At 70.8% G+C, this 21,636-nt stretch carries 20 protein-coding genes, 2 rRNA genes and 1 riboswitch; of the genes, 9 read left to right on the top strand and 13 right to left on the bottom strand.

Annotated elements, in window-relative coordinates; all coding sequences use genetic code 11:
* Nucleotides 1–248: 248 nt before the first annotated feature.
* The 8 genes from ACIRGB_RS21200 to ACIRGB_RS21235 all read left to right on the top strand — a co-directional run bounded on the left by ACIRGB_RS21200 (nt 249) and on the right by ACIRGB_RS21235 (nt 6,475).
* The gene (locus ACIRGB_RS21200) at nt 249–833 is read left to right on the top strand and encodes a hypothetical protein (RefSeq protein ID WP_403867107.1); all 585 of its coding nucleotides are present in this window, start codon (nt 249–251) and stop codon (nt 831–833) included.
* A 300-nt stretch (nt 834–1,133) separates the two neighbouring features.
* Nucleotides 1,134–1,337: a DUF5999 family protein gene (locus ACIRGB_RS21205; protein ID WP_059297722.1), complete on the top strand. Its 204-nt coding sequence runs from the start codon at nt 1,134–1,136 to the stop codon at nt 1,335–1,337.
* 230 nt (nt 1,338–1,567) lie between these two features.
* Entirely contained in the window at nt 1,568–2,620 is a 1,053-nt protein-coding gene (locus ACIRGB_RS21210; protein WP_403867110.1) for a LacI family DNA-binding transcriptional regulator, read from the top strand.
* 29 nt (nt 2,621–2,649) lie between these two features.
* Nucleotides 2,650–3,045, top strand: coding sequence for a molybdopterin-binding protein (locus ACIRGB_RS21215; protein WP_403867113.1), 396 nt, complete (start codon nt 2,650–2,652; stop codon nt 3,043–3,045).
* Between the two features lie 202 nt (nt 3,046–3,247).
* Nucleotides 3,248–4,078 carry a molybdate ABC transporter substrate-binding protein gene (gene modA / locus ACIRGB_RS21220; protein WP_403867116.1) on the top strand — a complete coding sequence of 277 codons (831 nt, stop codon included), beginning with the start codon at nt 3,248–3,250 and terminating at the stop codon, nt 4,076–4,078.
* A gap of 83 nt (nt 4,079–4,161) precedes the next feature.
* Nucleotides 4,162–4,935: a molybdate ABC transporter permease subunit gene (gene modB / locus ACIRGB_RS21225; protein WP_403867193.1), complete on the top strand. Its 774-nt coding sequence runs from the start codon at nt 4,162–4,164 to the stop codon at nt 4,933–4,935.
* Nucleotides 4,932–6,029, top strand: a complete 1,098-nt coding sequence (locus ACIRGB_RS21230) for an ABC transporter ATP-binding protein (protein ID WP_403867119.1) — start codon at nt 4,932–4,934, stop codon at nt 6,027–6,029. The genes modB and ACIRGB_RS21230 overlap by 4 nt, the downstream gene beginning before the upstream one ends.
* A gap of 26 nt (nt 6,030–6,055) precedes the next feature.
* Nucleotides 6,056–6,475 (top strand): molybdopterin-binding protein, encoded by a 420-nt coding sequence (locus ACIRGB_RS21235; RefSeq protein ID WP_403867121.1) that lies wholly within the window; start codon nt 6,056–6,058, stop codon nt 6,473–6,475.
* Between the two features lie 67 nt (nt 6,476–6,542).
* On the opposite strand, the gene gcvP is transcribed toward ACIRGB_RS21235, so the two are convergent.
* Complete coding sequence (gene gcvP / locus ACIRGB_RS21240; RefSeq protein ID WP_403867124.1) at nt 6,543–9,428, bottom strand: aminomethyl-transferring glycine dehydrogenase; 2,886 nt, start codon at nt 9,426–9,428, stop codon at nt 6,543–6,545.
* Between the two features lie 177 nt (nt 9,429–9,605).
* Nucleotides 9,606–9,701, bottom strand: a riboswitch (glycine riboswitch).
* Between the two features lie 151 nt (nt 9,702–9,852).
* Here gcvP and ACIRGB_RS21245 point away from each other — a divergent pair.
* Complete coding sequence (locus tag ACIRGB_RS21245; RefSeq protein ID WP_174855013.1) at nt 9,853–10,236, top strand: PRC-barrel domain-containing protein; 384 nt, start codon at nt 9,853–9,855, stop codon at nt 10,234–10,236.
* On the opposite strand, the gene ACIRGB_RS21250 is transcribed toward ACIRGB_RS21245, so the two are convergent.
* The 12 genes from ACIRGB_RS21250 to ACIRGB_RS21305 all read right to left on the bottom strand — a co-directional run.
* Nucleotides 10,146–11,594 carry a DNA polymerase IV gene (locus tag ACIRGB_RS21250; protein ID WP_403867127.1) on the bottom strand — a complete coding sequence of 483 codons (1,449 nt, stop codon included), beginning with the start codon at nt 11,592–11,594 and terminating at the stop codon, nt 10,146–10,148. The two genes, ACIRGB_RS21245 and ACIRGB_RS21250, sit on opposite strands and share 91 nt — an antisense overlap.
* A gap of 73 nt (nt 11,595–11,667) precedes the next feature.
* The gene (locus tag ACIRGB_RS21255) at nt 11,668–12,354 is read right to left on the bottom strand and encodes a MerR family transcriptional regulator (protein ID WP_403867130.1); all 687 of its coding nucleotides are present in this window, start codon (nt 12,352–12,354) and stop codon (nt 11,668–11,670) included.
* 163 nt (nt 12,355–12,517) lie between these two features.
* Nucleotides 12,518–12,991, bottom strand: coding sequence for a bifunctional nuclease family protein (locus tag ACIRGB_RS21260; RefSeq protein WP_030189411.1), 474 nt, complete (start codon nt 12,989–12,991; stop codon nt 12,518–12,520).
* Between the two features lie 108 nt (nt 12,992–13,099).
* Nucleotides 13,100–13,837: a MerR family transcriptional regulator gene (locus ACIRGB_RS21265; protein ID WP_403867133.1), complete on the bottom strand. Its 738-nt coding sequence runs from the start codon at nt 13,835–13,837 to the stop codon at nt 13,100–13,102.
* Nucleotides 13,838–13,881: 44 nt separating this feature from the next.
* Nucleotides 13,882–14,733 carry an FHA domain-containing protein gene (locus ACIRGB_RS21270; RefSeq protein WP_241965593.1) on the bottom strand — a complete coding sequence of 284 codons (852 nt, stop codon included), beginning with the start codon at nt 14,731–14,733 and terminating at the stop codon, nt 13,882–13,884.
* 148 nt (nt 14,734–14,881) lie between these two features.
* Nucleotides 14,882–15,739, bottom strand: coding sequence for a DUF881 domain-containing protein (locus ACIRGB_RS21275; protein WP_403867136.1), 858 nt, complete (start codon nt 15,737–15,739; stop codon nt 14,882–14,884).
* A 5-nt stretch (nt 15,740–15,744) separates the two neighbouring features.
* A complete protein-coding gene (locus ACIRGB_RS21280; protein ID WP_003977440.1) occupies nt 15,745–16,077 on the bottom strand; it encodes a small basic family protein in 333 nt (110 codons plus the stop codon).
* On the bottom strand, nt 16,074–16,979 hold the full coding sequence (locus ACIRGB_RS21285; protein WP_403867140.1) for a DUF881 domain-containing protein: 906 nt from the start codon (nt 16,977–16,979) through the stop codon (nt 16,074–16,076). The genes ACIRGB_RS21280 and ACIRGB_RS21285 overlap by 4 nt, the downstream gene beginning before the upstream one ends.
* Before the next feature lie 99 nt (nt 16,980–17,078).
* The gene (locus ACIRGB_RS21290) at nt 17,079–19,574 is read right to left on the bottom strand and encodes a mannose-1-phosphate guanyltransferase (protein ID WP_052838780.1); all 2,496 of its coding nucleotides are present in this window, start codon (nt 19,572–19,574) and stop codon (nt 17,079–17,081) included.
* A 112-nt stretch (nt 19,575–19,686) separates the two neighbouring features.
* On the bottom strand, nt 19,687–20,295 hold the full coding sequence (locus tag ACIRGB_RS21295) for a CDP-alcohol phosphatidyltransferase family protein (RefSeq protein WP_052838778.1): 609 nt from the start codon (nt 20,293–20,295) through the stop codon (nt 19,687–19,689).
* Nucleotides 20,296–20,405: 110 nt separating this feature from the next.
* Nucleotides 20,406–20,522, bottom strand: a 5S ribosomal RNA gene (rrf, locus tag ACIRGB_RS21300).
* Between the two features lie 85 nt (nt 20,523–20,607).
* Nucleotides 20,608–21,636, bottom strand: a 23S ribosomal RNA gene (locus tag ACIRGB_RS21305); the annotation flags it as partial.

Here is a 21,636-nt window from a genome sequence, read left to right on the forward strand (position 1 = left end):
TGTACTGGTTGCCGGAATCGGCTAGCCGAAACACAGCCTGAACACATGTCGTATAAACTCCGCGGACAAGGCAGCGGATCGGCGCCCACGGTCGAAGGATTCTGCCGTCGCGCCGACGCGCGGCAGGCCTCTCCCGCATCTCGGTTCCCGGACCCGGCCCCTGCCTTCCTCAGCCCTGTGAGCCGACAGCGTCGTCCGCCCCGCTCCGCCCTCGCGCCACCGTGCCTTCGAATGAGAGGCGACCCACCATGCCCCTGCGTGTCCCCCAGGCCCCCGCGCCCGCCCTGCGCTCCGTCCTCACCGCCCTCTCCTCGCCCACTGCGGTCCGCGAGGCCCGGACCCCCGCGCTGCTCGGCGCCCAGGGACCCGCGACACCCGAGCTGCCGCTTCCCGTGCACGTGCTCGACCGGGTCACGGCGGAGGGCGTGGCGGCGACGCGACTGGCCGGGTGGCGGTTCCACATCCGGTGCGGCGACCGGGTGGTGGCGGCGGCGGAGACGATGCTGACCCCCGACGGCTGGGCGTTCTCGCACTTCTTCGAGGGCCCCTACGTCGCCTCGACCGAGCGCGCGCTGCGGCAGGCCGAGTCGATGGCCCAGCCCTTCCAGCCGCGCCTGCTGTCGGTTCCCGAGCTGTACATGCTCACGCTGTGGCTGCACGGCGACGGCACCGCGGACGCCGCCGCCGGGCACCCCGCGGCCACCGACCTTCTGGTGCCGCTGGCGCCGGCCCCGCCCGGCATCGCGGCGCACCGGCCGCACCGGGTCGCCGAGCTGCTGCCGGTCCTCACCCACCGGGTGACGCCGACGCGGCTGCTGGGTTCTCCCGCCTGACCCGTGCCGCCGCGGCGCTCCCCCGCCCACCCGCGCGGTCTAGTCCCATTCGGCCATGCCGAACCATCCGAAGTGACAGTGCAGTTGAGCTGAACCGTCCGCGCGGGTGACGCGTCATCAACCTGTGAGAAGTGGTACTGCGAAATACCTGCGGATCGACGCCCATGGGGCAACACTGGGTTCGAACGACTCACACAACGGGGGGCGGCCATGAACGAGGCTTCACGCCGCGAGACAGACACAGCCGAGACAGCCAAGACAACGAACTCACCCGTCACCACAGACCGAGAGACCCCACTCATGTGTCAGCACCAGCCACCGTGCCCCTCAGCCGTCTCCGCCGACCGGGAGTCCGCCCGTCTCGTGGCGCACCACCCGGAGCAGGGGTGGAGCCTGCTGTGCAACGGTGTCGTCCTCTTCGAGGACACCGGTGAGCTCCTGCCGGACGGTCAGGCCATCGCCCCGCACCGCCCCGTCGGCGCGGGGCTGACGCCCGCCGCCTGACCACCCGCCGGGCGGTGCCCGTCACCGCGCCCGGTGCCTCACGGGGCCGGCCCGCAGCCACGGCTGCGCACCGGCCCCCACGCGTGTCCGGGGCCGGTCACCGCGCGTGACGTGCCCGTTCCGCCGCGATGACCGGCCCGGTTTCCTGGTCCGGAACGGCTTCCCCCGGGCGCCCGGTCTCCGGAAGACTCCTGGAGGTTTCGCGGTCGGTGTCGGCGGAGGTGGGGGAAGTGGCAGCAGACGAGGCCCGGGCCGTACCGGCTTCCGGCCGCCGGGGCAGGGTCACGATCACGGACATCGCCCGCCGCGCGGGCGTCTCGGTGCCGACCGTGTCCCGCGTCGTGAACGGCCGCTCGGACGTGTCGCCCGGGACCAGGGCGCGGGTGGAGGAACTGCTGCTCCGGCACGGGTACCGCAAGCGCGCCACGGCACCCGGCCGCCGGGCCGCCCTGATCGACCTGGTCTTCAACGACCTGGACAGCCCCTGGGCCGTGGAGATCATCCGTGGGGTCGAGGAGGTGGCCCACGCCGCCGGGGTCGGCACCGTGGTCTCCGCGATCCACGGACGCTCGGGCGACGCCCGCCAGTGGATGCGCAATCTGCGGGCCCGGGCCTGTGACGGCGTCGTCCTCGTCACCTCCGCCCTGGACCCCGTACTCCACCAGGAGCTGCGGATCCTCGGCGTCCCGCTGGTCGTCGTCGACCCGGCGGGCTCCCCCGCCCTGGACGTGCCCACCGTCGGTGCCGCCAACCGGTCGGGCGGCCTCGCGGCCACCGAGCATCTGCTGGCGCTGGGGCACCGCAGGATCGGCCTGATCGCCGGGCCGGCGCGGCTGCTGTGCTCGCGGGCCCGCCACGACGGCTACCGCGCCGCCCTGGAGGGCGCGGGCATCGCCGTGGACGAGTCCCTGATCGTCCCGGGCGACTTCCGCCACGCGTCCGGCTTCGCGGCCTGCGAGGCCCTGCTGGGCCTGCCCGAGCCGCCGACGGCCGTCTTCGCGGCCAGCGACCAGATGGCGCTCGGCGCGATCGAGGCGCTGCGCCGGCGAGGACTGGGGGTGCCGCAGGACATGAGCGTCGTCGGCTTCGACGACCTTCCGGAGGTGCGCTGGTCGGCACCGCCCCTGACGACCGTGCGCCAGCCGCTCGCCGACATGGGCCGGACGGCCGCGCGCACGGTGCTCGGCCGGAGCCGCGACGAGCGGCCGGACCCGCCGCGGGTCGAACTGGACACGGACCTGATCCTGCGCTCCAGCACGGCACCCCCACCCGCTCCCCGCTGAGCGCTCCCGCGCGGCCTATCGTGACCGGCATGCAGTCCTACACGATCGGCCAGGCGGCGCGGCTGCTCGGCGTCAGCCCGGACACCGCGCGCCGCTGGGCCGACGCGGGCCGGATCACCACCCGCCGCGACGAGGGCGGACGGCGCGTCGTCGACGGGCGCGACCTGGCCGCGTTCTCGGTCGAACTCGCCCGCTCCGGCGGCGCCGACGACGAGACCCCGCACACCTCGGTCCGCAACGCGTTTCCCGGGATCGTGACCGCGATCAAACTCGGGGACGTCGCGGCCCAGGTCGAGATCCAGGCCGGCCCGCACCGGCTCGTCTCCCTGCTGACCAGGGAGGCGGTGGAGGAACTCGGCCTGGAGGTCGGCGTGGAGGCCACCGCCCGGGTGAAGTCGACGAATGTCCATATCGACAGAACGTGAGCGCCCGGCCGGCGGACGGGCGACAGCACCTCGCCCACCGTGGGAACGCACATGCCAGCCTTTCCTCGCCCATGGCTCGCTCATGCGATGCAACAGGAGACATGGCCCTCGCAGATGCGGAAGTATGATCGGCGCAATGGGGGCACCGTCCGCTCGGCCGCCGAGCCGTCGTTCCCCGTCCAGAACGCCGAGGGAGTGGCCCGTGACGACCCGTTCCGTGCGCAGGACCCATCGCATCCGCCGTACCGCGCGGGTGGCCGGCGCGGGGGCCGCGGCGCTGCTGGCCCTGAGCGCGTGCTCGTCGTCGGACCCGGACTCCGACTCCGCCGGCGCCTCGTCGTCCTCCTCCGCGAAGCTCTCCGGCCAGGTCACCGTCTTCGCCGCGGCCTCGCTCAAGGAGAGTTTCACGACGCTCGGCGAGACCTTCGAGAAGCGGCACCCGGGCACCGAGGTCACCTTCAACTTCGCCGGCAGTGACACCCTCGCCGCCAGCATCACCGGCGGCGCCCCGGCGGACGTGTTCGCCTCCGCCGGCCCGAAGCCGATGGCCACCGTCACCGACGCCGGGGCCGCGGCCGGCACCCCCGCCACCTTCGTGCGCAACCAACTGGAGATCGCCACGCTGCGTGGCAACCCGGAGCACATCTCCTCCCTCAAGGACCTCACCGGTTCCGGTCTCAAGGTCGTGCTGTGCGACGAGACCGTGCCGTGCGGCGCCGCGGCCCGCAAGGCGCTGGACGCCGGCGGTGTCGCCCTCACCCCGGTCTCCTACGAGCAGGACGTCAAGGCCGCCCTCACCAAGGTCGAGCTGAAGGAGGCGGACGCCGCCGTCGTCTACCGGACCGATGTGCGGGCGGCCGGCGACAAGGTGACGGGCGTGGACTTCCCGGAGTCGGCGAAGGCGGTCAACGACTACCCGATCACCCTCCTCGAGGACGCCCCCAACGCCGACGCGGCCAAGGCGTTCATCGCGCTGGTGACATCCGCCGAGGGACAGCGGGTGCTCACCGGGGACGGATTCCGCACGCCGTGACCAAGTCCGCCGCAACGACGCCCGCGCGCCCCGGGGCCGACCCGGTGGCCGGTGGGCCGCGCCGTCCCCGCCGCCGGGGGCGCATGGTGCCGGTCCCCCTGCTGGTGCCCGCCCTGATCGGCCTGGCGTTCCTGCTGCTGCCCCTGCTCGCCCTGGTGGTACGCGCGCCGTGGCGCGGCCTGCCGGAGCAGCTGTCCAGCCCCGAGGTGTGGCAGGCGCTGCGGCTGTCGCTGCTGTGCGCGACGTCCGCGACCGCGCTGAGCCTGCTCGTCGGCGTGCCGCTGGCCTGGCTGCTGGCCCGTACCGACTTCCCCGGCCGGGGGTTCGTCCGCGCGCTGGTGACGCTGCCGCTCGTGCTGCCGCCGGTGGTCGGTGGCGTCGCGCTCCTGCTGGCGTTCGGACGCAACGGCGTCGTCGGCCAGTGGCTCGACGCCTGGTTCGGGATCACCCTGCCGTTCACGACGACGGGCGTCGTCCTGGCGGAGACGTTCGTGGCGATGCCGTTCCTGGTCATCAGCGTGGAGGGCACCCTGCGCGCCGCCGACCCGCGCTACGAGGAGGCCGCCACCACCCTGGGCGCCTCCCGCTTCACCGCGTTCCGCCGGGTGACGCTCCCGCTGATCGCGCCGGGCATCGCGGCGGGCGCCGTGCTGGCCTGGGCGCGGGCCCTGGGCGAGTTCGGGGCGACGATCACGTTCGCGGGCAACTTCCCCGGCCGGACCCAGACCATGCCGCTGGCCGTCTACCTCGCCCTCCAGAACGACCCGGCGGCGGCGATCGCCCTCAGCCTGGTCCTGCTGGCCGTCTCCATCGCCGTCCTGGCCGGACTGCGCGACCGCTGGATGAGCGCGTCATGACCGGCACCGGTGAACGGAAGGCCGCCATGGACTCCCCCGAAGCCCACCCGTCCGGGGACGGCCTCGACGCCCGGCTCGTCGTGGACCGCGGCGCCTTCCGCCTGGACGTCCCGCTCACCGCCGCGCCCGGCGAGGTCGTGGCCCTCCTCGGACCCAACGGCGCGGGCAAGACCACCGCCCTGCGCGCGCTCGCCGGTCTGGTCCCGCTCACCGGCGGTCACCTGCGCCTGGACGGCGCGGAGCTGGACCGCACGCCGCCGGAGTCCCGCCCGGTCGGCGTCGTCTTCCAGGACTACCTGCTCTTCCCGCACCTGACCGCCCTCGACAACGTGGCCTTCGGGCCGCGCTGCCGAGGAGCGAGCAAGGCGGAGGCCCGGACGCGGGCCGCCGCGTGGCTGGACCGGATGGGCCTGGCCGACCACGCGGGTGCCAGACCGCGCCGCCTCTCCGGGGGCCAGGCCCAGCGCGTCGCCCTGGCCCGCGCGCTGGCCACCCACCCGCGGCTGCTGCTCCTGGACGAGCCCCTCGCGGCCCTGGACGCCCGGACCCGGCTGGAGGTGCGGGCCCAGCTCCGCCGCCACCTCGCCGAGTTCGAGGCGGTCGCCGTACTGGTCACGCACGACCCGCTGGACGCCATGGTGCTGGCCGACCGGCTGGTCGTGGTCGAGGACGGCGCGGTCGTGCAGGAGGGCGGGCCCGCCGACATCGCCCGCCGGCCCCGCACGGACTACATCGCCCGGCTGGTCGGCCTGAACCTCTACCGGGGACGGGCCGACGGCCACACCGTGCGACTCGACGCGGGCCCCGCCCTCACCACCACCGAGGACCTCGCGGGCCCGGTCTTCGTCGCGTTCCCGCCGAGCGCCGTGACCCTGTACGGCGCACGCCCCACCGGTTCCAGCGCCCGCAACCTGTGGCGCTGCGAGGTCGCGGGCCTGGAGAGTCACGGCGACCAGATCCGCGTGGACCTCACCGGCGAACTCGCGCTCGCCGCCGACCTCACCACGGGCGCCGCCGCCGAGCTGGGCCTGCACCCGGGCGCGCCGGTGTGGGCGACGGTCAAGGCGACGCAGACCCACGCATACCCGGCATAGCGCCTCCGCCGGGCTACGGTGCCCCCATGAGCCTGAGCATCCGCAACCAGCTCCCCGGCACCGTCACCGCCGTCACCCCGGGCGAGGCCATGGCGACGGTCGGCGTCCGTCTCTCCGGCGGCCAGGACCTCACCGCGGCGATCACCCGGGAGGCCGCAGAGGACCTCGCGCTCGCCCCCGGCACCGCCGTACGGGTCCTGATGAAGTCCACGGAGGTGGCGCTGGCCACCGGGCGCGCCGACGGCCTGTCCCTCCGCAACCGGCTGCCGGGCACGGTCACCGCCCTCACCACCGGCGCCGCGATGGCCTCCGTGTCGGTCGCCGTCGAGGGCGCCGAGCTGACCGCCGCCATCACCCGGCAGGCCGCGGACGCGCTGGAGCTGTCCGTCGGCGTTCCGGTCGTCGCGCTGGTCAAGTCGACGGACGTGTCGCTCGCCACGGGATGAGACGCCGAGAGGCTCCGTCCAGGGCTGGGGAGCCCGGACGGAGCCTCTCTCACTGCTGCGGCGGGACTCAGTCCTCGTAGGCGTCCAGCGGCGGGCAGGAGCAGACCAGGTTCCGGTCGCCGTAGGCCTGGTCGATGCGGCGCACCGGCGGCCAGTACTTGTCGGCGGCGGACACCCCGGCCGGGAAGACGGCCTCCTCGCGCGTGTACGCGTGGTCCCACGCGCCGCCCAGCGCGCCCGCGGTGTGCGGGGCGCCGCGCAGCGGGTTGTCGTCGGCGGACCAGGCACCGGAGCCGACCTTCTCGATCTCCGCGCGGATGGCGATCATCGCCGCGCAGAACCGGTCCAGCTCGGCCAGGTCCTCGGACTCGGTCGGCTCGATCATCAGCGTGCCGGCCACCGGGAAGGACATCGTCGGCGCGTGGAAGCCGTAGTCGATCAGCCGCTTGGCGACGTCGTCGACGCTCACGCCGGTCGCCTTGGTCAGCGGGCGCAGGTCGATGATGCACTCGTGCGCGACCAGCCCGCCGGGGCCGGTGTACAGCACCGGGAAGTGCGGCTCCAGGCGCTTGGCGATGTAGTTGGCGGACAGCACGGCCACCTGCGTGGCCCGCTTGAGGCCCTCGCCGCCCATCAGCCGGACGTACGACCAGGAGATCGGCAGGATCCCGGCCGAGCCCCACGGCGCCGCCGAGATCGGTCCGACGCCGGTCTGCGGACCGGCCGCGGGCTGGAGCGGGTGGTTGGGCAGGTACGGCGCCAGGTGGGACCGTACGGCCACGGGGCCGACGCCGGGACCGCCGCCGCCGTGCGGGATGCAGAAGGTCTTGTGCAGGTTCAGGTGGGAGACGTCGCCGCCGAAGTGGCCGGGCTTGGCGAGGCCGACCAGGGCGTTGAGGTTGGCGCCGTCCACGTAGACCTGGCCGCCCGCGTCGTGCACCTGCGCGCAGATGTCGGCCACGTGCTCCTCGAACACGCCGTGCGTGGAGGGGTACGTGATCATCAGCACGGCCAGCTCGTCGCGGTGCTTCTCGATCTTGGCGCGCAGGTCCTCGACGTCGATCTCGCCGTCCTCGGCGGTCTTGACGACGACGACCTTCATGCCGGCCATCACCGCGCTGGCGGCGTTGGTGCCGTGCGCGGAGGACGGGATGAGGCAGACGGTGCGCTGCTCGTCGCCGTTGGCCCGGTGGTAGCCGCGGACGGCGAGCAGTCCGGCGAACTCGCCCTGCGAGCCGGCGTTGGGCTGGAGCGAGACCTTGTCGTACCCGGTGACCTCGGCGAGCCGCTCCTCCAGCTCGCGGATGAGGGTCAGGTAGCCCTGCGCCTGCTCGGCGGGCGCGAAGGGGTGCAGCTGCCCGAACTCGGACCAGGTGACCGGCTCCATCTCGGTGGTCGCGTTGAGCTTCATGGTGCAGGAGCCCAGCGGGATCATGCCGCGGTCCAGCGCGTAGTCCCGGTCGGCGAGGCGGCGCAGGTAGCGCAGCATCGCGGTCTCGGAGCGGTGCTGGTGGAAGACGGGGTGGGTCAGGAAGTCGTCGGTGCGCAGCAGCGCCTCGGGCAGGGTGTCCCCGGCCTCCGCGTCCAGCGCCTCGACGTCGCCCTCGACGCCGAACGCGTTCCACACGCCGCTCACCTGGGCGCGCGTGGTGGTCTCGTCGCAGGCGAAGGAGACGTGGTCGGCGTCGACGAGCCGCAGGTTGATGCCGTTCTCGCGGGCGGCGTGGACGATCGCGTCGGCCCGGCCGGGCACCCGCGCGGTGACCGTGTCGAAGTAGGCGCCGTGCACGATCTCGACGCCGCCGGCGGCGAGTCCGGCCGCGGTGATCGTGGCGTACCGGTGGGTGCGCCGGGCGATGGACCGCAGGCCCTCGGGGCCGTGGTAGACGGCGTACATGCCGGCCATGACGGCGAGCAGCACCTGCGCGGTGCAGATGTTGCTGGTGGCCTTCTCGCGGCGGATGTGCTGCTCGCGGGTCTGGAGGGCCAGGCGGTAGGCCTTGTTGCCGTCGGCGTCCACGGAGACGCCGACCAGGCGGCCGGGGAGGCTGCGGGCGAACTTCTCGTGCACGGCCATGTAGCCGGCGTGCGGTCCGCCGAAGCCCATCGGCACGCCGAAGCGCTGGGTGGTGCCCACGGCGATGTCCGCGCCCAGCTCGCCGGGCGAGGTGAGCAGCGTGAGGGCGAGCAGGTCGGCGGCGACGGTGACGAGCGCGCCCAGCTCGTGCGCCCGGTCGATCACGGGCTTGAGGTCGCGGACGGCTCCGGAGGCGCCCGGGTACTGGATCAGGACGCCGTTGATCTCCCGCTCGGCGATCTCGGCGGGGATGCCCTCGCTCAGGTCGGCGACGACGACCTCGACGCCGGTCGGCTCGGCACGGGTCTGTATCACGGCCACGGTCTGCGGCAGCGCGTCCGCGTCGACCAGGAACAGGCCCTTCTTGTTCTTGCCCATGCGCCGGGAGAGGGCCATCGCCTCGGCCGCGGCGGTGCCCTCGTCGAGCAGCGAGGCGCCGGAGGTGGGCAGGCCGGTCAGCTCGGCGACCATCGTCTGGAAGTTCAGCAGGGCCTCGAGACGGCCCTGGGAGATCTCCGGCTGGTAGGGCGTGTACGCCGTGTACCAGGCCGGGTTCTCCATGACGTTGCGCAGGATGACCGGCGGGGTGAAGGTGCCGTAATAGCCGAGGCCGATCATGGAGTCGAGGACCTGGTTGCGATCGGCCAGGGAGCGCAGCTCGGCCAGCACCTCGGCCTCGGAGCGCGCGCCCGGCAGGTCCAGCCGGTCGGCGTTCTTGATCACATCCGGCACCGCGGCGGCCGTCAGTTCGTCGAGCGAACCGTAACCGACCTGCGCGAGCATCTTGGCCCTGGCCTCGTGGTCGGGGCCGATGTGGCGCTGCTCGAAGGGCATGGCCTGTTCGAGTTCGGAGAGCGGAGTGCGGTGGGCGGTCATTGCGGAGGCCTCCTGGTCTGACGACCTTCGAGGGGCACCACGGCGCGGGTACCCGGACGGCCTCCCCCTCTGTCATCTCAACCTGAGAGCTTCACCGGGCGAGCCCTGGGGCTCTCCCGGCTTTCACCGTCGGTGAGAGCGGAAGCCGTCGACACCCGCCCTGCTTTCCAGAGTGACCTCGTCCGTGCGGTACGTGAGCCTGAGAGATTCCGGGGAGGATTTGCTCCTTCGGCGCCTCCGGTGGTGTCCGGAGGACTCTCCCGCGCGGGGTCAGCAGCCGTTTGCCAGCGTACCAGCGAGGCCACCGCACCGACTTCGAGTGGCCGACCCGCCACTTGTGCCCTTTTGTAGTACTTACGGATGATTAAGGCGGCTGGTGTGCGATCCCAGTGCGGCCCAGTGGTGCGATCAAGTGGAGGGCCCCGTGCGTACTGACATCGATCCGCGGAACCTGATCGGCCGCAAGGCGTTCGACCGCGACGGCACCAGGATCGGCACCGTGGACGAGGTCTACCTCGACGATGCCACCGGCGTCCCCGAGTGGGCGGCGATACGGACCGGTCTCTTCAGCAGGGACGCCTTCGTCCCGCTGGAGCCCAGCGAGCTGGTCGACGGCGCCCTGCGCGTGCCGTTCGACCGGGCACTGATCAAGGAGGCGCCGGACTTCGGTGTCGGCCGCCACCTCTCGCCCGAGCAGGAACTCCAGCTCTACCACCACTACGGCCTGGACGTGGCGGCCGCTCCCCCGCCGCCCGACCACGACTTCGGCAAGCTGGCCGGCAAGGGCAAGGGTCCCGACGAGGGCTGACCCGCCCCGCCCGCACCGTCCGCCGCGTCGGCGACCAGCGGCAGCGGGTCCGCGGGCGTCAGCTCCGGGTCGTCCACCGCGAAGGTCCGCACCCGTCCGACCTCCGAGTACGGCGTCTCGAAGCGCACGGTGACCCGCCCCAGACCGCTGCCCTGCACCCAGCCGTGCCCCAGCTCCGTGTGCCGCACGTCGTGCCCCGCCGGCCAGCGGCGCTCGGTGGGCGAGGGTGTGCGCTGCTCGGTGGGCTCGGTCTCGGGCTCCTCGGCCGCTTCCTCGGCCCGGTCCCCCGCGGCCTGCGCGAACAGGTCCTCCTGCGTATAGTCGGCGAGCCCGCTGACGCCCACCCCGAGCAGCCGCACGCCGCCCGTGGTGTCCACCGAGTCCAGCAGTCTGGCCGCCGCCTCGCGCACCACGGCGGGGTCGTCGGTGGGCCCGCGCAGGGTCTCGGAGCGGGTCAGCGTGGAGAAGTCGTATCTGCGCACCTTGAGCACGATGGTCCGCCCGGACAGACCGGAGGCGCGCAGCCGCCGCACGCAGCGGTCCGCGAGCCGCCCCACCTCGACGCCGACCCGCACCCGGTCGTGGATGTCGACGTCGTAGGTGTCCTCGACCGACACCGACTTGGTCTCCCGCTCGGCCACCACCGGCCGCTCGTCCCGGGCCAGCGCCATGGCGTACAGGGCGTGGCCGTGCGCCTTGCCCAGCAGCCGCACCAGCTCGTCCTCGCCCGCCTCGGCGATCTCGCCGACCGTTGTGATCCCGGCCCGCCGCAGGTGATCCCCCGTGGCCGGTCCCACCCCGGGCAGCGTCCGCACGGTCATCGGCTCCAGCATGGCCCGCTCCGTCCCGGGCGGGATGAGCACCAGTCCGTCGGGCTTGGCCTCCTCCGAGGCGATCTTGGCGAGCATCTTGGAGGCGGCGAGGCCCACGGACCCGGTGAGGCCCGTGACGGTGCGGATGTCCGTGCGCAGCTTCGCCCCGGCCAGCCGCGCCGACTCCGCGTCCCAGGCCGTCCCGCCGGCCTCCAGATCCACGAAGGCCTCGTCCAGGCTCAGCGGCTCCACCAGCGGCGACAGCTCCCGCAGCAGCCGCATCACCTGCTCGCTGATCGACCGGTAGAGCTCGAAGCGCGGCACCAGGTAGGCGGCGTGCGGTGCGAGCCGGCGGGCCTGGCCCATCGGCATCGCGGAGTGCACGCCGAACACCCGCGCCTCGTACGAGCAGGTGGCGACCACGCCGCGCGGTCCGAGGCCGCCCACCACCACGGCCTTCCCGCGCAGGCTCGGCTTGGACGCCTGCTCCACCGAGGCGAAGAAGGCATCCATGTCGAGATGCAGGATCGTGGGCGCGGTTCTCACATCTCCGATGCTGCCCTACGCCACTGACAATCCCGCCGTCACCGGCCGACGGAAACCCGCGGCGCCGTGCGGTTCAGACCGCGCGGTTGTTCCGCCGCCGGGCCAGTTCGTCGGCCGGATTGTGCCCGACCAGGGTCTCGCCCGTGTCGACCCGCTCGCCGTGCAGCTGGGACAGCGCGCTCTCCACGTCCCGCCACACCACGCCGACGGCGATCCCGAAGACGCCCTGGCCGCCCTGGAGCAGGGCGTGCACCTCGTCGGGAGACGTGCACTCGTAGACGGTGGCGCCGTCGCTCATCAGCGTCATGCGCTCCAGGTCGCGGAATCCGCGCTCCCTGAGGTGCTGGACGGCGGTCCGGATGTTCTGAAGGGACACACCGGTGTCGAGGAAGCGCTTGACGATCTTCAGCACGACCACGTCGCGGAAGCTGTACAGGCGCTGCGTCCCGGACCCGTGCGCGGGCCGCACGCTGGGCTCGACCAGGCCGGTGCGGGCCCAGTAGTCGAGTTGCCGGTAGGTGATGCCGGCGGCCGCGCAGGCCGTCGGGCCGCGATAGCCGATCTGCTCGGACGCCATGGACGTCGCCCCTCCGCTGGTCGGCACGGCTGCCGGTCGCTGCGGACCGGGATCGACCGCGCCACCGTGCTGGGCGTGGCCCGCGCTCGCGCGCAACCGGGAACCCGGGGGCGGGTACGGACCGCCTGCCCCGAGGCTGTGCCCGGGGCCACCCCCAACCGTACCGTCGCCGCTGATTCTCACGCCGACCTCCGTCCTTGACCTGCCTCCTCGAAGGTAGGCAGTCACCAAGGGTGCGTCAACGATCGCCACACTCGGCACGCCGAGTGATAATCACCCTACGAGTGGTTTCGCGTGCCCTGTTCCCGGGAAAGGCTAGCCGGATGTGCGCGGACGGGGCCGCGTCTCACTGGTTGCTGGTCCCGAAGTCCTCGGGCGAGATCTGGTCGAGGAACTCGCGGAACTTCTCCACCTCGTCCTCCTGCTCGTCCGGAATGGCGATCCCGGCGTCGTCGAGGACCGTGTCGCTGCCGTAGATCGGCGTACCGGTGCGCAGGGCCAGCGCTATGGCGTCGGACGGCCTGGCACTGACCTCGACCCCGCTCGCGAAGACCAGCTCGGCGTAGAAGACCCCGTCGCGCAGGTCGGTGATGCGCACTTCCGTGAGCTCCTGGCCGACGGCTTCCAGCACGTCCTTGAACAGGTCGTGGGTCAGCGGCCGCGCGGGAGCCATGCCCTGCTGGGCGAAGGCGATCGCCGTCGCCTCCCCCGGTCCGATCCAGATGGGAAGGTAACGGTCGCCGCCCACCTCGCGCAGCAGCACGATCGGCTGGTTGGAGGGCATCTCGACCCGGACACCTACGACATCGAGCTCGTTCACACAGCAACCCTAGGCCGTGCCCGGGACGTTTGGGTAGTCGGGCCGGGATCGGGTGGGCGATCCAGGTCTGGATCGGGCGGGTGATCCCGCTCCGCGGTCCCGCTCGTCTCAGGGCAGCCGCACGCCCAGGGCGGTCTGCACCAACGCGGCGTGCAGCCGTACCGCCAGTCCGGCCAGCTCCTTGGTGCGGGCTTCCGCGTGTGCCCTGGTCTGCGGGTTGCGGTGCCGCTTCAGGGGGGCCACCACCTGGTCCACCAGCCCGGCCTCCCGGTCGGCCGCGGCCTTCATCACCCGCAGGTGCCGCGGCTCGATGCCGAACCGTCCCAGCTGCACCACCAGGGACGCCACCGTGACCGCCTCGGCGTCGTACGCCCCGTCGGGCAGCGGGGCGAGGAGTCCGTACGACTCCCACTCCTTCAGCTCCTGGTCGCCGATCCCGGCCGCGGCGAGCAGCTCGTCCCGCCCGATCCGGGCCACCGTGGGGCTGTCGGCGGATTCCGGTACGGCCTCGCCGTCCCGCTGCCGGCCGACCCGGGGCAGCGCGACGGCCTCGCCGCGCTCCACGGCGTCCAGGTGCTCGCGGATCACCTTGAGCGGCAGATAGTGGTCCCGCTGCATGCGCAGCACGTGGCCGAGGCGCTCCACGTCGTGCGCGCTGAACTTGCGATACCCGGCCGGGGTCCGCCGCGGCTCGACGAGGCCCTCCGACTCCAGGAAACGGATCTTGGAGATGGTGATGTCGGGGAACTCGTCACGCAGCGCGTTCAGCACTGCGCCGATGCTCATCAGCCCACTGTCCGTGGCGGCGGCGCCGTGCCCGGCACCGCCGCTCGGTGTCTGAAACATGGACCTTCCCTGGAGGTTCCCCGGGCGGGCGGCCCGGGGGCGGGTCAGTAACCCCGCTGGCTCGCGTAGAACACCAGCCGGTACTTGCCGATCTGCACCTCGTCACCGTTCGACAGGGCGACCTGGTCGATGCGCTCCCGGTTGACGTAGGTGCCGTTCAGGCTGCCGACGTCGGCGACCGTGAACGAACCGTCCGGGCTGCGGCGGAACTCCACGTGCCGGCGCGAGACCGTCACGTCGTCCAGGAAGATGTCGCTCTGCGGGTGACGGCCGGCGGTGGTCAGCTCGCCGTCCAGCAGGAAGCGGCTGCCCGAGTTCGGACCGCGGCGCACGACCAGGAGCGCGGAGCCCAGCGGCAGCGCGTCCACGGCCGCCTGCGCCTCGGGGGAGAGCGCCGGGATCGCCGTCTGGCCGGTGACCTCGGCGTCGTAGGCCTCCAGACCGGAGATGGAGATCGTGGAGGTCGTCTCGGAGGCGCGCTCCGGGACCGCGCCGGCTCGCAGCGGAGCTCCGCAGTTGGAGCAGAAGCGGCTGTTCTCCGCGTTGCGGTTGCCGCACCTCGTACACACCAGGGCCGACATGGACGGATCCTCCTGCCGCGGCTGCCCCGCCGGGGCGTTCGACGCGTACGGGTCGGGGTTGAACCCTCCACCCGTACCCGGGGCCGAGGGCTGGCCGAAACCTATGCCGCCGGACTGAGCAGGGTCAACAGACGGCGCGCCCGGACCACCCACCTGGTCCCGGTACATCGGGCGTCGGCCCTCCGCGTCGGGCTGTGCGCGATGACGGGCGGTCGCGTTGTCGCCGCCGCCCTCTCGCGCGCTCTTGCCGAACAACTTCGCAAACAACTTCACGGGCGATTCCCCTTGACCGAAACAGACCCGCCCGTGGGGCAGGACGAACCCTTACTGAACGCACTGGCCGACCCGGACACCTTCACAACGTCCGTCTCCACCAGACAGTTTCCACCACGCACCACCCAATCGGTGCGGCGACCCCCCGCAACCTCATGCCCTCGCCGGACGCCCCCCATGCACCGTCGGTTCACTGGGAGGACGACCGAGCGTAGTCAGGCCGCTCCGCCGCTCGCAAGGCGTCCACGACGATCTTGCTCGACCGCTCAACAGTAACGGTGGCCTGTTCCTTCTCCAGAGTCTGCACCACTCCTCCAGGAATGTTGAGAGCCGGTTCGAGGTCCTGCGGCTTGCCGATGACCTGGAAACGATAGGGCGCGTTGATCTTGTTCCCGTCGACGCTGACGGACTTGTCGGCGTCCGCGAGGTACGTGCCGGCGACGACCCGTACGCCGTTCACCTGGATCGCCTCCGCACCCGCCGCGCGCAGCTCCTGGATCGCGTCGAGCAGCATGTCGGCCTCGACCGTCCCCTTCGTGTCCTCGATGGTCACCGTGATGCCGGGCCCCTGCGCGGCCACGGTGCCCGCGAGAATGCCCAGTTGCCGCTCCTTCTCGAGCGTCTGCTTGCGGGCCTCCTCCGCCTGGTCGGAGCTGTTCTCCAGCCCGTCGCGCTGCTTCTCGAGACCCTGTTTCTCGTCTTCAAGACGCTGAGTTCGGTCATCCAGTTCATCGAGGATGCGGACCAGATCCTCCTGGCGGGCCCCACGCAGCGCGCTGTCGCTGTCGCTGTTGGACGCCACCTGGACCGCTAGGCCGAATCCGAGGCCGAACAGGAGCAGGGCGACGATGAGTTGCGCCCGGGTCAGGCGCGGCGGCCACAGCCCCTTCAGGAGCCGCTGCCTGCCCGTCAGTCCGTTCCGCTCCGGTCGTGCACCCTCCGGGGCGCCGTCCGCCGGGCCGTCCCCCGACGCGGACCGCGACGACGGCACTTCGTCGGGCAGCTCCTTGCGCAGCCTGTGCGCGTGCCGCTGCTCATGGTCGCTCATCGGCCTCACGCCCGGAAGACGTGGCGTCGGATCGCCGCGGCGTTGGAGAAGATGCGGATGCCGAGGACGACCACGACACCGGTGGACAGCTGGGCGCCGACGCCCAGCTTGTCGCCCAGGAACACGATCAGCGCGGCCACGACCACGTTGGACAGGAACGACACCACGAAGACCTTGTCGTCGAAGATGCCGTCGAGCATGGCCCGCAGACCACCGAAGACGGCGTCCAGCGCCGCCACGACGGCGATCGGCAGATACGGCTCCACGGCCGCCGGCACCTCGGGCCGGACCAGCAATCCGGCCACGACTCCCACGACGAGGCCCAGTACGGCGATCACGATGTGCCCTTCTCGGTTATCGGCTGTGCTGTACGTACGATCACACTCGGTGCGGCCGGCAGCTTGAGGTCGTCCGCGACGGAGATGGCGGTCCGGATGCCGTAGCTCTCCTCCAGGGCGTGCAGGTACAGCCCGTCCGCGCTGTCCTGGAAGCCCCTGCTCAGCCGCTCGCCGTCCCCCACCGCGAGCACCGTGTACGGCGGCACCAGCGGCCTGTTGTCGACCAGTATCGCGTCCCCTGCGGCCCTGATCGCCGACAGCGCGGTCAGACGCTGCCCATTGATGGAGATGGCCTCGGCACCCGACTCCCACAACCCGTTGACCACGCGTTGCATGTCCCGGTCCCGTAGCCGGCCCGTGTCGGAGAACCCCGAGGTGCCCCGCGGCTGCCCGTCGGCGCCCGTGCCGACGTCCTTGGCGTCGTCCACCACGAGCTTCACGCCGGGGCCGTGCACTTCCACCGCGCCCGACAGGATCCCCATCAGGTCGGACCTGTCGCCGTCGCCGCTCTTCTCGAGCGCCTCGCGCCGGCGCGCGTTCACGTCGTCGCGCAGCTCGTCGACGCTCTTCTCCAGTTTGTCGGCCGCCGAGGTCTCCCCCTCTATGCGGTCGACCAGCTCTTCACGCTCCTTCGCGACGACGGGGGCCGCGACCCGTGCCTGGGCCGCGCCGACCGTCACGACCAGGGCCGCGAGGACCAGGCCGGCCGCCAGGCCCAGCTTGGCGCGCACCGTCCTGGGCATGCCGCCGCTGCCGTCGGCCTTCTTGCGGGCGGCGGCCTCGGCGTAGCCGTCGTCGAGGCTGTGGTCCATGACGTTGGTGAGCAGCGACATGGACGCGTCCGGGCGCGCGGGCCGCGTGGATGTGCTCCGAACGGGGGGTGGCTGCGGCATGCCGCACATCGTCGCACGCCACCGCCACTACCTCCGAACGGGCCCACCGGCGTGCCGGACCGGCCCCCTGGGGGACACGTGTCCGGCACGCACGCGTGCGGTGGGTTCTCAGCGGCCCGCGCTGTCCACCACCGCGGCCCACTCGTCCAGCAGCGCCTGCGCGGAGGCGTCGTCGGGACCCTCGGCCCACAGGTGGGTGACCGCTTCCGCCGGGTCGGGCAGCACCATCACCCAGCGCCCGTCGGTCTCGACCACCCGCACCCCGTCCGTGGTGTCCACGAACCGGTCTCCGGCCGCCTCGACGACCCGTCGCATCACCAGGCCCTTGACGGCCCACGGGGTGGCCAGATCACGCTTGAGGACATGGGCCCGCGGGATCCGAGCGTCGATCTGGCTCAGCGTGAGCTGCGTCCGGGCGACCAGCCCGATCAGCCGCACGAAGGCCGCCGTGCCGTCGTAGACGCTGCTGAACTCGGGGACGATGAAGCCGCCCTTGCCGTCGCCGCCGAAGATCGCGCCCTCCTCGCCGCCGACCCTGGTCAGGTCGTCCGGAGAGGTGGTCGTCCACTCGACCTGCGTGCCGTGGTACGCGGCGACCTGCTCGGCGATCCTGGTGGTCGTCACCGGGAGCGCGACCCGCCCGCTGCGCCGCTCGGCCGCGATCAGGTCCAGCATCACCAGCAGCGCCCGGTCGTCCTCGATGATGCGGCCCTTCTCGTCGACGAGCGACAGCCGCTCGCCGACCGGGTCGAACCGCACGCCGAACGCGGCCCGCGAGGACGCCACGATCTCCCCGAGGCGCACCAGACCGGAGCGCCGCATGTCGGCGGACTCGGTGGGCCTGGCCTCGTCGAGTCCGGGGTTGATGGTCAGCGAGTCGACGCCCAGCTTCCCGAGCAGGCTGGGCAGCACCAGTCCCGCGCTGCCGTTGGAGGCGTCGACGACCACCTTGAGTCCGGACTCCGCGATGCCGGTGATGTCGACGTTGCGCAGCAGGGACCCGGTGTACGAGTCGAACACGCTGGACGGGAAGTGCAGGTCCCCGATCTCTCCGGGGAACGCCCGCCGGTACTCCTGTCGCGCGAACACCCGGTCGAGCTTGCGCTGGCTGCCCTGCGACAGGTCGGCGCCCTGTCCGTCGAAGAACATGATGTCGACGGAGTCCGGCACTCCGAGGGTGGTCCGGATCATGATCCCGCCGGCGCTGCCCCGCGCGGTCTGCTGCCGTGCCACGGGCAGCGGTACGTTCTCCAGGTCGCGTACGTCGATGGCACTGGCCTGCAACGCGGAGATCACCGCCCGCTTCAGCGCACGGGCACCACGGGAGTGGTCACGGGCCGTGGTGACGGTGGACCCCTTCTTCAGGGTCGTCGCGTAGGCACCGGCCAGCCGCACGGCGAGCTCGGGGGTGATCTCCACGTTCAGGATGCCGGAGACCCCGCGGGCGCCGAACAGATGCGCCTGTCCCCGGGACTCCCAGATGACCGAGGTGTTGACGAAGGCACCGGCCTCGATGGTCTTGAACGGGTAGACCCGCACATTCCCCTGGATGATCGATTCTTCGCCGACCAGGCATTCGTCACCGATGACCGCGCCGTCCTCGATCCGCGCGGCACGCATGATGTCGGTGTTCTTGCCGACCACGCAGCCCCGCAGATTGCTGTGCGGTCCGACGTACACGTTGTCGGCCACCACGGCCTTGTGCAGGAAGGCGCCGCTCTTGACGACGACGTTGGACCCGATGACGGTGTGCTCGCGGATTTCGGCGCCGGCCTCGACCTTGGCGTAGTCGCCCACGTACAGGGGTCCGCGCAGCACGGCGTCGGGATGCACTTCCGCACCTTCGGCCACCCAGACGCCGGGCGAGATCTCGAAGCCGTCGATGTCGACGTCGACCTTGCGCTCCAGGACGTCGGCCTGGGCCTTCACATAGCTCTCGTGGGTACCGACGTCCTCCCAGTAGCCCTCGGCGACATAGCCGTAGATGGGCTTGCCTTCCTTCATCAGCTGCGGGAAGACGTCACCGGACCAGTCCACGGGCACATCGGGGTCGACGTAGTCGAAGACCTCGGGCTCCATGACGTAGATCCCGGTGTTCACGGTGTCGGAGAAGACCTGGCCCCACGTCGGCTTCTCCAGGAAGCGCTCGACCTTGCCCTCTTCGTCGACGATGGTGATGCCGAATTCCAGGGGGTTGGGCACGCGCGTCAGACACACCGTGACGAGCGAGCCCTTTTCCTTGTGGAAATTGATCAGGTCGGTGAGGTCGAAGTCGGTCAGGGCATCACCGGAAATCACGAGGAAGGCATCGTCCTTCAGTGCCTCCTCGGCGTTCTTGACGCTTCCGGCGGTACCGAGTGGCTTCTCCTCGTTGGCATAGGTGAGCTCCATACCGAGCTCTTCACCGTCACCGAAATAGTTCTTGACCAGCGAGGCCAGGAACTGAACGGTCACGACGGTCTCATTGAGCCCATGCCTTTTGAGCAGCCGCAGAACGTGCTCCATGATCGGCCGGTTGACCACCGGCAGGAGCGGCTTGGGCATGCTCGAGGTCATGGGACGAAGGCGTGTGCCTTCGCCTCCAGCCATCACGACGGCCTTCATGTCGGAAGCGTCCTCCTCTGAGAGACGAAGGTTTGGCCGACTTCACCCGCCCAGGATCCCGCACTTTTCCAGCGGGGGCCATCCGGCCACCGGGACCGCGGAATCAGCGAGTTCAATCGGCTGCGACGTCCGCACGCACCAGACGGCGGACCTGCACCACATAGAGAACACCTGCCCACCAGTACAGGGTTGTACCCCATCCGGCGAACGCCCATCCGAAAACTGCGGCGAGTGACGCGATCCATCCGCTTCCGTCACTCAGCAGAAGCAGCGGGAAGGCGTACATGAGGTTGAACGTGGCCGCCTTGCCCAGGAAGTTCACCTGTGGCGGCGGATAGCCGTGGCGCCGGAGGATGCCCACCATGACCAGCAGCATCGCTTCCCGGGCAAGCAGTACAAGCGTCAACCAGAGCGGGAGAATCTCGCGCCAGGTGAGACCCACCAGTGTGGAGAGGATATAGAGCCGGTCGGCCGCCGGGTCCAGCAGCCGGCCGAGGCTGCTGATCTGGTTCCAACGCCGCGCGAGCTTTCCGTCCAGGTAGTCGCTGACCCCGCTCAGGGCCAGCACCAACAGCGCCCAGCCGTCGCTCTGCGGACCGCCGAACTCGGGCCGCAGGATGAGCCACAGGAACAGGGGCACGCCGAGCAGGCGCGCCATGCTCAGGATGTTCGGGATGGTGAGGACCCGGTCGGTCTGCACGCGGGTCTCCTGGACCTCCACGCGGGGGCCTCCTGGTGGGAAACGAGCCAATGATGCCCACTGACCCTACCTCAACGCAAAAAAGCTCTGGCTCTCGGGCTGTGTGCCCAAGAGCCAGAGCTCTAAAAGAAGTTCGGCGGCGTCCTACTCTCCCACAGGGTCCCCCCTGCAGTACCATCGGCGCTGTAAGGCTTAGCTTCCGGGTTCGAAATGTAACCGGGCGTTTCCCCTACGCTATGACCACCGAAACACTATGAAACAGACAACCAACCGGTGACCAACACGGTCTGATTGTTCGTGGTTTCAGAACCAACACAGTGGACGCGAGCAACTGAGGACAAGCCCTCGGCCTATTAGTACCGGTCACCTCCACACCTTGCGGTGCTTCCAGATCCGGCCTATCAACCCAGTCGTCTACTGGGAGCCTTAACCCCTCAAAGGGGGTGGGAGTCCTCATCTCGAAGCAGGCTTCCCGCTTAGATGCTTTCAGCGGTTATCCCTCCCGAACGTAGCCAACCAGCCATGCCCTTGGCAGGACAACTGGCACACCAGAGGTTCGTCCGTCCCGGTCCTCTCGTACTAGGGACAGCCCTTCTCAAGACTCCTACGCGCACAGCGGATAGGGACCGAACTGTCTCACGACGTTCTAAACCCAGCTCGCGTACCGCTTTAATGGGCGAACAGCCCAACCCTTGGGACCGACTCCAGCCCCAGGATGCGACGAGCCGACATCGAGGTGCCAAACCATCCCGTCGATATGGACTCTTGGGGAAGATCAGCCTGTTATCCCCGGGGTACCTTTTATCCGTTGAGCGACGGCGCTTCCACAAGCCACCGCCGGATCACTAGTCCCGACTTTCGTCCCTGCTCGACCCGTCGGTCTCACAGTCAAGCTCCCTTGTGCACTTACACTCAACACCTGATTGCCAACCAGGCTGAGGGAACCTTTGGGCGCCTCCGTTACTCTTTAGGAGGCAACCGCCCCAGTTAAACTACCCATCAGACACTGTCCCTGATCCGGATCACGGACCCAGGTTAGACATCCAGCACGACCAGACTGGTATTTCAACGACGACTCCACCCACACTGGCGTGCGAGCTTCACAGTCTCCCAGCTATCCTACACAAGCCGAACCGAACACCAATATCAAACTGTAGTAAAGGTCCCGGGGTCTTTCCGTCCTGCTGCGCGAAACGAGCATCTTTACTCGTAGTGCAATTTCACCGGGCCTATGGTTGAGACAGTCGAGAAGTCGTTACGCCATTCGTGCAGGTCGGAACTTACCCGACAAGGAATTTCGCTACCTTAGGATGGTTATAGTTACCACCGCCGTTTACTGGCGCTTAAGTTCTCAGCTTCGCC

Source organism: Streptomyces sp. NPDC102490, from assembly GCF_044765285.1.
Lineage (GTDB): Bacteria > Actinomycetota > Actinomycetes > Streptomycetales > Streptomycetaceae > Streptomyces.